At 75.0% G+C, this 12,162-nt stretch carries 11 protein-coding genes; 2 read left to right on the top strand and 9 right to left on the bottom strand.

Annotation, left to right across the window (positions count from 1 at the left end; genetic code table 11):
- Positions 1-25: 25 nt before the first annotated feature.
- The 9 genes from dusB to ACFUVW_RS15065 form a co-directional block, all read right to left on the bottom strand.
- Positions 26-1,273, bottom strand: coding sequence for a tRNA dihydrouridine synthase DusB (dusB, locus tag ACFUVW_RS15025; protein WP_430572128.1), 1,248 nt, complete (start codon positions 1,271-1,273; stop codon positions 26-28).
- 21 nt (positions 1,274-1,294) lie between these two features.
- Complete coding sequence (locus ACFUVW_RS15030) at positions 1,295-2,752, bottom strand: alanine/glycine:cation symporter family protein (protein ID WP_430572129.1); 1,458 nt, start codon at positions 2,750-2,752, stop codon at positions 1,295-1,297.
- Between the two features lie 58 nt (positions 2,753-2,810).
- Complete coding sequence (locus tag ACFUVW_RS15035; protein ID WP_430572130.1) at positions 2,811-3,416, bottom strand: response regulator transcription factor; 606 nt, start codon at positions 3,414-3,416, stop codon at positions 2,811-2,813.
- Positions 3,413-4,651 (bottom strand): sensor histidine kinase, encoded by a 1,239-nt coding sequence (locus ACFUVW_RS15040; protein WP_430572131.1) that lies wholly within the window; start codon positions 4,649-4,651, stop codon positions 3,413-3,415. The genes ACFUVW_RS15035 and ACFUVW_RS15040 overlap by 4 nt, the downstream gene beginning before the upstream one ends.
- Positions 4,652-4,698: 47 nt before the next feature.
- Entirely contained in the window at positions 4,699-5,508 is an 810-nt protein-coding gene (locus ACFUVW_RS15045; protein WP_430572132.1) for an ABC transporter permease, read from the bottom strand.
- Positions 5,505-6,473: an ABC transporter ATP-binding protein gene (locus tag ACFUVW_RS15050; RefSeq protein ID WP_430572133.1), complete on the bottom strand. Its 969-nt coding sequence runs from the start codon at positions 6,471-6,473 to the stop codon at positions 5,505-5,507. The genes ACFUVW_RS15045 and ACFUVW_RS15050 overlap by 4 nt, the downstream gene beginning before the upstream one ends.
- Before the next feature lie 148 nt (positions 6,474-6,621).
- Positions 6,622-8,178, bottom strand: a complete 1,557-nt coding sequence (locus ACFUVW_RS15055; RefSeq protein ID WP_430572134.1) for an aldehyde dehydrogenase family protein — start codon at positions 8,176-8,178, stop codon at positions 6,622-6,624.
- Positions 8,175-9,542: a 2-oxoadipate dioxygenase/decarboxylase family protein gene (locus tag ACFUVW_RS15060; RefSeq protein ID WP_430572135.1), complete on the bottom strand. Its 1,368-nt coding sequence runs from the start codon at positions 9,540-9,542 to the stop codon at positions 8,175-8,177. Before ACFUVW_RS15060 ends, ACFUVW_RS15055 begins: the two co-directional genes overlap by 4 nt.
- Before the next feature lie 17 nt (positions 9,543-9,559).
- On the bottom strand, positions 9,560-10,750 hold the full coding sequence (locus ACFUVW_RS15065; protein WP_430572136.1) for an NAD(P)/FAD-dependent oxidoreductase: 1,191 nt from the start codon (positions 10,748-10,750) through the stop codon (positions 9,560-9,562).
- 142 nt (positions 10,751-10,892) lie between these two features.
- Here ACFUVW_RS15065 and ACFUVW_RS15070 point away from each other — a divergent pair, with 142 nt between their 5' ends.
- On the top strand, positions 10,893-11,846 hold the full coding sequence (locus ACFUVW_RS15070; RefSeq protein ID WP_430572137.1) for a LysR family transcriptional regulator: 954 nt from the start codon (positions 10,893-10,895) through the stop codon (positions 11,844-11,846).
- 102 nt (positions 11,847-11,948) lie between these two features.
- A complete protein-coding gene (locus ACFUVW_RS15075; protein ID WP_430572138.1) occupies positions 11,949-12,155 on the top strand; it encodes a hypothetical protein in 207 nt (68 codons plus the stop codon).
- Positions 12,156-12,162 lie beyond the last annotated feature (7 nt).

Below are 12,162 nucleotides of genomic sequence, written 5' to 3' on the forward strand. Positions count from 1 at the left end.
GTTCCGGGTTCTCTATCTCGCGGGTTCAGCCGCCGCTGACGCTCAGCTCGGCCTCGCGCAGCTTCGCCTCGAACTCCGCGTCGAGGTCGCGGGAGTCGAGCCAGCCGTACGGCAGGTGCGGCTGCTTCGGGGAGCCGGCGCGGCCGCGCGGCCCCTCGGCGTCCTCGCCCGGGTAGCCCTGCTCCAGGTCGAGGGCGTCGAGCCGCTCGCGCAGCTCGGCCAGCGTGGAGACCATCGCGAGCGCGTGCCGCGCCTCTCCCCCGACGACGTACCCCTTGAGGTACCAGGCCATGTGCTTGCGTAGGTCGCGCATGCCCTTGCCCTCGTCGCCGTCGAAGTACTCGATCATCAGCTCGCCGTGGCGGTAGATCGTGTCGGCGACCTCGCGCAGGCCGGGGCGCACCCGCGTCGTCGTGCCGTGGAACGCGGCCGCGAGGTCGGCGAACAGCCACGGGCGGCCCTGGCACCCCCGCCCGACGACGACGCCGTCGGCGCCGGTCTCGCGGACCATGCGCAGCGCGTCCTCGGCGGACCAGATGTCGCCGTTGCCGAGCACCGGGACCGTGCGCACGGCCTCCTTGAGGCGAGCGATCTGGGACCAGTCCGCGGTGCCGGAGTAGTGCTGGGCCGCGGTGCGCCCGTGCAGTGCGACCGCCGCCACGCCCAGGGACTCCGCGATCTGCCCCGCCTCGAGGAACGTGTGGTGCTCGTCGTCGATCCCCACCCGCATCTTGACCGTGACGGGGACGCCGTGCGGCTCGGCCGCCGTCACCGCGGCACGCACGATGTCGGTGAACAGCTGCCGCTTCCACGGCAGCGCGGCGCCGCCGCCCTTGCGCGTCACCTTGGGCACGGGGCAGCCGAAGTTGAGGTCGACGTGGTCGGCGCGGTCCTCGCCCGCGATGATCTTGACCGCGGCGCCGACCGTGGCCGGGTCGACGCCGTACACCTGGGCAGAGCGGGGCGTCTCGTCGTCGCCGAACGTGACGATCCGCAGCGACTCGACGTTGCGCTCCACCAGGGCGCGGCTCGTCACCATCTCCGCCACGTACAGCCCGGGGTCGTAGCCCTGCGACGCGCCGGCCTCGCGGCACAGCGTGCGGAAGGCCCGGTTGGTGACGCCGGCCATCGGGGCCAGCACCACCGGGGTGTCCACGGTGATCGGCCCGATCTGCAGCGGCGGCAGGACGCGCTCGTCGACGGAGGCAGCCGCGCCGGCGTCTCCGGACGCCGGCGTGCTGACGGGATCGAGGGTGGAAGTCACGTCCCCCATTGTCGCAAACGTCGTGCGCCGTCAGGCCCGGGCCGCCGGGGTCATCCCGGTGACGCTGGCCTCGTCCTCCCAGCACTCGATCCCGCGGACGCCGGGGAGCCGGTCGCGGGTGAACACCGGGTCGAGCCCGGACCGTCGCTGGGCGCGGTAGTCGGCCAGCAGCTTCCACACGATCCCGGACAGCAGCGCGATCGCCACGAGGTTGACCAGCGCCATCAGCCCCATGATGCCGTCGGCCGTGTTCCACACGAGGTCCGACGACGCGACCGAGCCGCCCAGGACGGCGAGCACCGCGAGCGTCCGGTACCCCGCCAGCACCCCGCGCGAGCGGGTGATGAACTCCACGTTCGACTCGCCGTAGTAGTAGTTGCCCAGGATGGTGCTGAAGGCGAGCAGGAAGATGATCACCGTCAGCAGCCCGTTGGACCACGTGCCGAGGCTCGAGACCATGCCCTGCTGCGTGAGGCCGATCCCGGGCTCCGCGCCCGCGAGGTCGGGGTCGGCGACGAGGATGATGAACGCGGTCACGGAGCACACGACGAACGTGTCGAAGTACACGCCGAGCGTCTGCACGAGGCCCTGCTTGACCGGGTGGGTGACGGCCGCCGTCGCGCCGGCGTTGGGGGCCGAGCCGAGGCCCGCCTCGTTGGAGAACATGCCGCGCTTGACGCCCTGCATGATCACGGTGCCCAGCGTGGCGCCCACCACCTCGTTCACGCCGAAGGCGTCCCCGAAGATCGCCCCGACCACCTCGGGGACGCGGTCGGCGTTCACCGCGACGACCGCGAGGCCGGTGAGCAGGTAGAGCACCGCCATCGCCGGCACCACCGCCTGGGTGACGTGCGCGATGCGGCGCAGGCCGCCGAAGATCACCAGCCCGGCGAGCACCGCCAGCACGATGCCCACGCCCCAGGCGAGGGCGCCGCCCGCCTCGACGCCCGCGGTCGTCGCGACGGTCGCGGTGATCGTGTTGGCCTGCAGGGACGAGAACGCGAAGGGGAAGCAGCAGATGAGGATGATCGCGAACAGCACGCCCATCCACCGGGCCCGCAGCCCCCGCTGCATGTAGTACGCCGGACCGCCCCGGAAGCCGTCACGGTCGCGGGTCTTGTACAGCTGGCCGAGGGTGGACTCGACGAACGACGACGCGCCGCCCACGAACGCCATGAGCCACATCCAGAACACGGCGCCGGGCCCGCCCACGGCGATCGCCGTGCCGACGCCGGCGATGTTCCCCACGCCGACGCGCGAGGCGGCCGAGATGGTGAACGCGCCGAACGCCGACACCGACTGCGGCCGGCCGTCCGCGTCCTTCGGCGCCGCGTCGGTGAGCGTGCGGAGCATCTCGGGCAGCATGCGCGCCTGCACGAGGCCGCTGCGCAGCGTGAAGTACAGCCCGAGCAGGACGACCACGGGCAGGACGATCCACGTCCACAGCGTGTCGCCGGCGGACAGGACCCAGTCGTTGATCGAGGACATCGGAACAGTGTGCAGGGTCGCGGCGGACAGTTCGAACCGAGTGACGGCGGCGGCGGGTTCAGAGCCAGCCGTTGTCCTGCGCGATCCTCACCGCCTCGGCGCGCGTGCGGGCACCCGTCTTCCCGATGGCCGCCGACAGGTAGTTGCGCACCGTCCCCTCGGAGAGGTACGCCTCCGCCGCCACCTGCGCGACCGTCCCGCCGCCGGCGGCGAGCGCCAGCACGTGCCGCTCCCGCTCGGTGAGCGGGCTGGCCCCCACGGCCAGGGACGCCACGGCGAGGTCCGGGTCGACGGCGCGCAGCCCGGCGTGCACGCGGCGGACGGCGTCGGCGAGCTGCTCGGCGGGCGTGTCCTTGACGACGAAGCCGCTGGCTCCGGCGTCCAGCGCCCGGCGCAGGTAGCCGGGCCGGCCGAACGTCGTGACCACCAGCGAGCGGCACGACGGGAGGTGCTCGCGCAGGGCGGCCGCGGCGGCGATGCCGTCGAGGCCGGGCATCTCGACGTCGAGCAGGGCGACGTCGACGGCGTGCGCCCGGGCGGCGTCGAGCACCTCGTCGCCGCGCCCCACCTGCGCGACCACCTCGAGGTCGGGCTCCAGCTCGAGGAGGGCGGCGAGGGCGCCGCGCACGAGCGCCTGGTCGTCGGCGAGCAGCAGTCGGATCACGGGTCGATCCTGGCACCCGCGCGAGCCCCGTCCGCGACGGCGCGTGCCGTGACGGCGAGCCGGAAGCCGCCCAGCGGGCTGGGGCCGGTCTCCAGCACCCCGCCGGCCGAGCGAGCGCGCGCCGCGAGGCCGGCCAACCCGTGCCCGGAGGTGCGGCCGTGCCCGGCGTCCGCGCCTCGGCCGTCGACGCCCGCCCCGTCGTCGTCGATCACGAGGCGGTCGGCCTCGAGCGTCACGACCACCCGCGACGCGCCCGCGTGCCGCAGCACGTTCGTGGTGCCCTCGCGCAGCACCCACGCGAACAGCTCGCGACGCTCGGCGGGGACCACGTCGACGGCGCCGGGAAGCTCGGCGTCGATGCCCGCGGTGTCGAGGGCCGAGCGCGCGGCGGCGAGCTCCCCGGTGAGCGACGCCTGGCGCGCCCCGGCGACCATGCCGCGCACGTCCGCGAGGGCGGCGCGGGCGAGGTCCTGGATCTCGCCCACCTCGCGGGCGGCGCGGTCGCCGGGCCCGGCGTCGTCCGGACCGGGGCCGCGCCGGTCCGCCGCGCGGAGCAGCTTGGCCGCGAGCTCCGCCTTGACGGAGATGACGGTGAGCGAGTGACCGAGGACGTCGTGCATGTCCCGGGCGATGCGCTCGCGCTCGCGCGCGACGGCGAGGTCGGCCACCTCCTGCTGCGCCGCGAGCAGGCGGCGGTTGCGGTCGATCACCTGGGTGAACCCGAAGACGGCGGCGCAGGCCAGCACGAGGGCGAGGGCGTTGCCGTCCTCCTCCGCCCAGCCCGGCAGGAGGCGGGGCAGCGCCAGCATGACGCCGAGGCTGGCGCCCACGAGCGCCAGCGACGCCCGGGCCGGCAGGGAGTAGATCGCGGTGACGCACACGAAGATGAGCCCGACGAGCCCGTGCTGCTGCGCCGCCAGGCACGACAGCGCGACGCACACGGTCTGGGCGGCCACCAGCACGACGGCCGTGCGGGGGGCGACCGGGCCGCTGCGTTGCAGGGTCACCGTCGTGCCCGCGAAGACGGCCGCCACGCCGGCCACGCCGATCACGCCCAGGACACGCACGACGGCGTCGTCGGCCCGCAGCGCCGCCAGGAGGGGCTCGGCGAGGAAGACCACCCAGACCACGGAGATGAGGACGCTGATGCCCCGTCTCCGGCGCGGCGGGACGACGAGCGGCCCGCGGGGCGTGGCGACGTACGCGCCAGGGTCGGTGGGGGGCGTCGGGCTCACGCCCCCACCGTGCCACGGGCGTCGGGCCCCGCGGGCCGCCCCGCGGCTCACACCCGTGCCGTGTCCTTGCGGAACCGCCAGGCGGCACCCGCCGCGAAGACGGCGGCCCAGGCCAGCACGTTCACCACGGCCGTGACGCCGAGGTCGCCGCCGAGCGGGGCGTGCACGAGCACGGCCAGGCCGTACGTCGGGAAGACCTGCGCCACCGTGGCCCACCAGCCGTCGCCGAGCGGCATGAACAGCCCACCGGCGAAGGACAGCAGCGCCAGCACGGGCCCGAGGATCTGCATGACGTTCTCCGCCGGGAGCAGGTAGCCCATGAACAGGCCGAACGCGGCGAACACGAGGGAGCCCGCCCAGGCGAGCAGGGCGCACAGCACCCACGCCCCCGGCGGCATCTGGGCCCCGGCGACCGCCGCCACCGCCAGGGTGACCACGACGGAGCCCGCGCCGAGGGCCATGGCGCCGGCGAGCTTCACCCCCACGTAGACCGCGGGACGCAGCGGGGTGAGGCGCAGCTGCCGGGTCCAGCCCTGGGAGCGCTCGACGGAGACGCCGGCGCCGCCCGCGGTGGCGGTGACCATCGCCCCGTACAGCGCCATCGAGACGGCGATCCACCCGGTGACGTTGCCGTGGCCCGTGCTCCGGCTCGCGTAGTCGCCCTGCAGGCCGAAGATCAGGAAGAGGGCGGGCGGCATCACCATCGAGAAGATCAGGGTGCGCCGGTTGCGCAGCGAGCGGCGCAGCTCGACGGCGAGGTAGGCGTGTGCGGCGGCGAGGGGCCGGACGGCGGCCCCGGCCGGGCGGGAGGCCGGGCGCGCCGTGGTCGTGCCCGGTGCCGAGGTCGTGGCGCTCATCGGGTGGCTCCGTCCGTGCTCGGCGCGGCGACGGGGGCCGCGGTGGTGGTGAGGGCGACGAACGCGTCCTCGAGGTTCTCGGAGGCGACCTCGACGTCGCGCGCCGCGGTCTGCGTGAGCAGGAAGCGGGCGACGACGTCGGAGTCGGGGGTGCGCACGACGAGCCGCGCGCCGCGGTGGTCGATGGCGTCCACGACGGACAGGTCGCGCAGCCGTGCGGCGACGGCGTCGCGGTCGCTGTCGTCGTCGATGCGGGCGCTCACGGTGCGGCCGGAGGCGAGGCTCCGCACCTCGGCGGTGGAGCCGTCGGCCACCACCCGGCCCCGGCTGACCAGCACGACACGGTCGGCGTACGTGTCCGCCTCCTCCAGGTAGTGCGTGGCGAAGACGACGGTGCGACCGGCCGCGGCGTCGGCGCGGATCGCCGCCCAGAACTCGCGGCGTCCTTCCACGTCCATGCCGGTGGTGGGTTCGTCGAGGAGCAGCAGGTCGGGCTCGCTGACCAGCGCCATCGCGAAGCGCAGGCGCTGCTGCTGGCCACCGGAGCACTTGCCCACCATGCGGTCCGCGAGGTCGGCGATGCCGGCGCGCTCCAGGTACGGCGCCGGGGAACCGGTCCGTCCGAACAGCGCCGCCGTGAGGGCGACGGTCTCGCCCACGGTGATGTCGCGCAGCAGCCCGCCCGTCTGCATGACGGCGGCGACGCGGCCGGCGGCGATCGCGTCGGCGGGGTCGGCGCCGAAGACCTGCACCGTGCCCGCGGTGGGGGCGCTCAGGCCGAGCACCAGGTCGATGGTGCTGGTCTTGCCGGCGCCGTTGGGCCCGAGGAAGGCCACCACCTCGCCGGGGGCGATCTCCAGGTCGATGCCGTCGACCGCACGGACGGTGCCGGCCGGCGACGGGAACTCCTTGCGCAGCCCGCGCAGGCTCAGCGCCGGCGGTGCGTTGGTGCTTGTCGAGGTCATGCCTCGATCGTCGTCGTCCGGCGCCCTGACCTGCAGGGTCGCCTGTCACGACGTGGCCATGACATCTGTCATGCCCAGCGCTGTGGGTGGGCTCGTGGCCCCTTCCGAACCGGAAACTGGGCCACGAGCGCACCCACAACGGGGAGGGTCAGCCGAAGTTCACGCCCTGGGCCAGCGGCAGCTCGGTCGAGTAGTTCACGGTGTTGGTGACGCGGCGCATGTACTGCTTCCACGAGTCGGAGCCGGACTCGCGGCCGCCGCCCGTGGACTTCTCGCCGCCGAACGCGCCGCCGATCTCCGCGCCGGAGGTGCCGATGTTGACGTTGACGATCCCGCAGTCGGAGCCGACCTCGGACAGGAACGTCTCGGCCTCGCGCACGTCGAGCGTGAAGATCGCGCTGCTGAGCCCCTGCGGGACGTCGTTGTGCAGCGCGATGGCCTCCTCGAGCGTGTCGTAGGTGAGCACGTAGAGGATCGGCGCGAACGTCTCCCGACGCACGACGTCGGTCTGCGCGGGCATCCGCACGAGCGCGGGCGAGACGTACGCCGCCGCGGGCGCGCCGTCGACGTCCACCGCCTCGCCGCCCACGACGACCGTGCCGCCGTCGGCCCGCGCCTCGTCCAGCGCGGCGAGCATCCGCTCGCGGGAGCCGGCGTCGGTGAGCGGCCCGACGAGCGTGCCGTCGGCGCGCGGGTCGCCGACCGGCAGCCCGGCGTAGACCGTCTCGAGGCGCCCCACGAGGTCGTCGACGACGGAGGAGTGCACGATCAGCCGGCGCAGCGACGTGCATCGCTGCCCGGCCGTCCCCGCCGCGGCGAACACGATGCCGCGCACGGCGAGGTCGAGGTCCGCCGACGGCGCGACGACGGCCGCGTTGTTGCCGCCGAGCTCCAGCAGGTACCGGCCGCCGCGTCCGGCGACGGCGGGCGCCACCTGCTGACCCATGCGCTCCGACCCGGTGGCGGACAGCAGCGCGACGCGCCGGTCGGCGACCAGCGCCTCCCCCGCCTCGCGGGCGCCGAGCACCACCTGGCTCACCGCCTCGGGGAAGCCCGCCTCCGCGAGCGCCCGCCGCAGCAGCGCGTTCGACGCGAGCGCGCTCAGCGGCGTCTTCTCGCTCGGCTTCCACACGACCGTGTCGCCGCAGACCAGCGCGACGGCCGTGTTCCACGACCACACCGCGACCGGGAAGTTGAACGCGCTGACGACGCCCACGACGCCGAGCGGGTGCCACTGCTCCATGAGCCGGTGGCCGGGACGCTCGGACGGCATCGTGCGGCCGCCGAGGGACCGCGACAGGCCCACGGCGTAGTCGCAGACGTCGATCATCTCCTGCACCTCGCCGAGCGCCTCGGAGGTGATCTTCCCGGCCTCGATCGTCACGAGCTCGGCCAGGTCGGCCTTGTGCTCGGTGAGCAGCTCGCCGAGCCGGCGCACGACGCCGCCGCGCACCGGACCGGGCACCGAGCGCCAGGCGCGGAAGGCCTCCGCGGCGGCGCCGACGGCGGCGTCCACCTCGCCCGCGCCCGCCTCGGGGAGGGTGAGGAGCGGCTCGCCGGAGAGCGGGGAGACGACGGTCAGCCCGCCGTCGGCCGGGGCCGCGGGGAGCTCGGCGCCGATCCGGGACAGCGCCGCCAGCGCGGCGTCCCGCAGCTCGGCGGACAGGGTCCCCGCGGCGGGGGTGGTCGTGTCGGTGGTGGTCATGCGTCGGCTCCCGTGCTCGTGCCGGTGGGGACGGTGGTGGGGACGGCGGGCGTCGCGGCCAGGGTCTCCGGCGCGACGCCGAGGCGGTGGGCGGCGGCGGTGAGCGAGGCCGCCACCTGCGCCGCGTACAGGTCGAAGGGGTCGTGCAGCTCGCGCCCGACGGCGCCGGCCATCCAGTCGGCGTCGCGCTCCTCGCCCGCCTGGCTGGCGTCCTTGGAGCCCTCCTCCGTGAGGTTCGACTGGAAGATGCCGGCGGCCGACCGGGGCAGGAAGTCCTCGTAGACGATCGGCTCGCGGGTCACCGCACCGTCCTCGGCCACCTCGTAGGTGAAGAACCCGAGCCCTTGTTCGACGAGCCCCGCCTCGGTGTCCGGGAAGGTGCGCCGCCACACCTCGGGCGTCGCGCCCTCGACGACGGCGGCGTCGTACCGCGCCCGGCCCTCGCGGGTCAGCGCGATGCCGCGCGCCTCGACCTCGCCGAACCGCACGCGCAGCGAGTCCTGCACGACGTCCCCGTCGGGGGTGCGGAACGTGCGCGGCTCCGCGAGCGCGCGGAACGACGTCTGCCGCAGCAGCACGTCCGGCCCCTCCCACAGCGGCGGGCCCTGGATCGCGTCGATCATCGTGATGCCGCGCGCCTCCATGCGGGCGTACAGGTCGTCGATGTCGAGCACGCGCGGCGTGAGGTGGTTGATGTGCGTGGTCGGCACGCCGCCGATGTCCGCGGCCACGGCGGAGACGGCCTCCAGCTCCCGGTACCAGGCCTGGTCGACCGGCTCGCGCCCTAGCTCGAACGCGGCGGTGGCCAGGCGCAGGAACTCCGCGGCGTCGTCGGCCACCAGGCCGCCGTCGGCCTCGGCCCGGTCCGCGAGCGCCAGCAGCTCGGGCCCGAACAGCGTCCGTCCGTCGAGGAACGTCTCCAGCCGTTCCTGCAGGTCCGCGCTGAAGAACCGCCGGTCGGACGGCACCAGCATCGACGTGAAGACGCGGAACGGGTTGCGCGCCAGCTCGGCCCGGTCGATCGGCCGGAACGCCGTGGAGATGACGGGCACGGAGGACGACGACGCGTCGCGCAGGTCGTAGAAGCCCACGGGGTGCATGCCCATCGCGCCGAAGATCCGGGCGACCTGCTGCAGCTCCGCCGGCGTGCCCACGCGGATCGCGCCATGCCGCTCGGCGGTGACGCGGTCGATCGAGCCCAGCCGCTCGGCGTCGGCGCCGCGGGCGCGCACGACGTCGGCGTTGACGTCGTGGGACACCTCGAGCAGCGTGGTGTAGGCGGGCACCTCCCGCCCGTACATGTCGGACAGCGAGCGCGCGAACGCGGCCCGGAGCTGCCACGGTTCGCGAAAGTCGGTCGTCACGGTGCGAGGGTCCTCTCTCAGATGATGTTGGCCTCGGTGCGCGACCGTCGCGCACCGAACCGCCCGGCGTCGAACGCGGACACGTCGACGCCGCGCGCGGCGGGCGTCCCCGCCCGCCCGAGGTACAGGTCGGCGACCGCCTCCCCCACGGCGGGAGCCTGGAGGAAGCCGTGCCCGGAGAACCCGCAGGCGTACAGCACGCGTGCGCCGCCGGGTCCGGCCTGCGCCTCCCCGATCAGCGCGTCGTGGTCGGGCGTGAGCTCGTACAGCCCGGCCCATCCGCCGGTCAGCGGGGCGTCGGCGAGCGCCGGGGTGGCGCGTGCGGCGAGACCGCGCAACCACGGCTCCCACGCCGGGTCGTAGGCGGTGTCGAAGCCGACCGGGGTGTCCGGCTCGGAGGCGCCGAGCAGCAGGGTGCCGCGGGCGTCCGCGTTGTGCAGGTAGTAGGTGGTGCCGAAGTCGATGGTGAACGGGAGCGTCGGCGGGGCGGGCTCGAGCGGCGCGGTGAACGCGATCTGGCGGCGCACGGGGTCCACCGGCAGGTCGACGTCCACGAGCGCGCCCACCGCGCGGGACCAGGCGCCGGCGCACACCACGACGACGGGCGCGGTGACGGCGCCGCGCGGGGTGACGACCGTCAGCCGGCCCCCGGGCGCGGGCTCGACGGCGGTCACCGGTGCTCCGGTGACGATGCTCGCCCCGCGGCGCCGCGCGCCGTCCGCGTACCCGGCCACCACCGACGCCGGGTGCGCCCAGCCGTCCCGGGGCGCGTAGGCCGCGCCCGCGTACGCCGTCGCGGACAGGTACGGGTTGAGGCGGCGCGCCTCGGCCATGGTGAGCATCCTGCTGTCGACGCCGAGGTCGCGCTGCATCGCGACGGACCGCCCGAACAGGGCGACGTCGTCGTCGGTGGGCAGCGCGAAGAGGTAGCCCGTCTGGCGGAGCCCGATGTCGCCGCCCGGCCGGCGGCGGAAGTCCTCGAACAGCTCGAGGCTGCGGTGGCCGAGCGCCACGTTCGCCGGGTCGGAGAACTGCGCGCGCACGCCGCCCATGGGCTTCCCCGAGCTCCCGCCGCCCAGCTCGCCGGACTCGAGGAGCGCGACGTCGACGCCCGCCTCCGCCAGGTGGAACGCCACGGACGTGCCCATCACGCCGCCGCCGACGACGACCACGTCCGCTCGCGGCGGGACCGCCTGGGACCGCTCCACCCGACCTCCTCGTCGACGTCGCCGGCCCGCGCACGATGCGGTGCAGGCCTGCGCCCATCGTGGACCGCGCGGAGCGTCCAGCACCATCGAAGGTTCGTCGTCATATCCGTGCAGGAACTCTGCACGGTTGTAGCCTGGCCGGATGGACACCGGTGCGGCGGAGCCGCCGGGACGCGACCTTCCCTGGTCCGGCCTGCGCGCCCTGCGCGCCCTGGCCGACCACCGCACGATGACCGCCGCCGCGCAGGCGCTGGGCTACACGACCGGCGCGGTCTCGCACCAGCTCGCCGCGCTCGCCCGGGCGGTCGGCACGGAGGTGGTCCGGCCGCACGGGCGGGGGGTCGCGCTCACCGAGGCGGGGCTCGCGCTCGCGGAGCGCGCCGAGCCCCTGCTCGCCGCCCAGCGCGACGCCGTCGACTCCGCCCGCGCGGCGAGCGGCGACGCGTCGGGCACCGTGCGCGTCGGCGCCTTCGCGACGGTGGCGGCCAGCTTGCTGCCCCAGCTCGTCGCCCGCCTGGCGGGGTCGCACCCGCGGATCACCCTGGTCGGGATCGAGCTCACGGTCGACGACGTGGCGGGCGCCGTCCGTCGCGGCGACGTCGACCTCGGGCTCGGCCTCGACTACCCCGGGGCGCCCATCCCGCGGCTGCCCGGCACGGCGCTGCGGCCCCTGCGGACGGAGCGGTTCGAGCTTGTCTCCACCCCCACCTCGGACTTGCCGGCCCGCCTCCACCTCGCCGACCTCGCGGACCTGCCCTGGATCCTGCCCCCGTTGCCGACGCACTACGGCGCGGCGGTGCGGGGCGCCTGCCGGGCCGCGGGCTTCGAGCCCCGCGCCGCGCACGAGGTCAACGACACGTCCACGACGCTCGCCCTGGTGGCGCAGGGTCTCGGCGTGACGCTGGCCACGCCGATCATGCTCACCCTGCGACCTGCCGGCGACCTGCGCACGACCACGCTGTTCGACCTCGTGGAGCGCGAGATCGTGCTGCTCGAGCCGTCGACGGCGCCGCGGCGCCCGGCCGTCGAGGCGGTGTCGCGCACCATCGAGGCGGTGGTGCATGGCACGGGGCGGCCGTTCTCGACCGGCATGTGACGCATCGCGGACGTAGCCGACAACGTGCGTGCATCGGACCTTCGTGGCACGTTCGGGCCGACGCGTCGCCACCGGGGCGGCGCGGAGAGACAGGAGGTCACCATGCCCGCATGGCTCATCCTGGTCCTGGTCGGCGTCGTCCTCGTGATCCTCGGGATCGCGACGAACATCGGCCAGTTCCTCATCTGGCTCGGCGTGATCATCCTGGTCGCGAGCCTGGTGCTCGGCCTGGTGCGGCGCAGCTGCTGCCCGCGCTCGCCGCCCACCGTGTCTCGGTGCTGTTCACCGCGCCGACCGCCTACCGCGTGATGCTCGA

The sequence above is a fragment of the Isoptericola sp. NPDC057391 genome (genome assembly GCF_042668085.1).
In the GTDB taxonomy this organism is placed as follows: domain Bacteria; phylum Actinomycetota; class Actinomycetes; order Actinomycetales; family Cellulomonadaceae; genus Isoptericola.

What these genes read in the sequence shown, in the direction of transcription:
- ACFUVW_RS15075 (WP_430572138.1), top strand. Translation starts at nt 11,949, where the DNA reads ATGCCCGCATGGCTCATCCTGGTCCTGGTCGGCGTCGTCCTCGTGATC.
- ACFUVW_RS15055 (WP_430572134.1), bottom strand. Translation starts at nt 8,178, where the DNA reads ATGACCACCACCGACACGACCACCCCCGCCGCGGGGACCCTGTCCGCC.
- ACFUVW_RS15045 (WP_430572132.1), bottom strand. Translation starts at nt 5,508, where the DNA reads ATGAGCGCCACGACCTCGGCACCGGGCACGACCACGGCGCGCCCGGCC.
- ACFUVW_RS15050 (WP_430572133.1), bottom strand. Translation starts at nt 6,473, where the DNA reads ATGACCTCGACAAGCACCAACGCACCGCCGGCGCTGAGCCTGCGCGGG.
- ACFUVW_RS15030 (WP_430572129.1), bottom strand. Translation starts at nt 2,752, where the DNA reads ATGTCCTCGATCAACGACTGGGTCCTGTCCGCCGGCGACACGCTGTGG.
- ACFUVW_RS15070 (WP_430572137.1), top strand. Translation starts at nt 10,893, where the DNA reads ATGGACACCGGTGCGGCGGAGCCGCCGGGACGCGACCTTCCCTGGTCC.
- dusB (WP_430572128.1), bottom strand. Translation starts at nt 1,273, where the DNA reads ATGGGGGACGTGACTTCCACCCTCGATCCCGTCAGCACGCCGGCGTCC.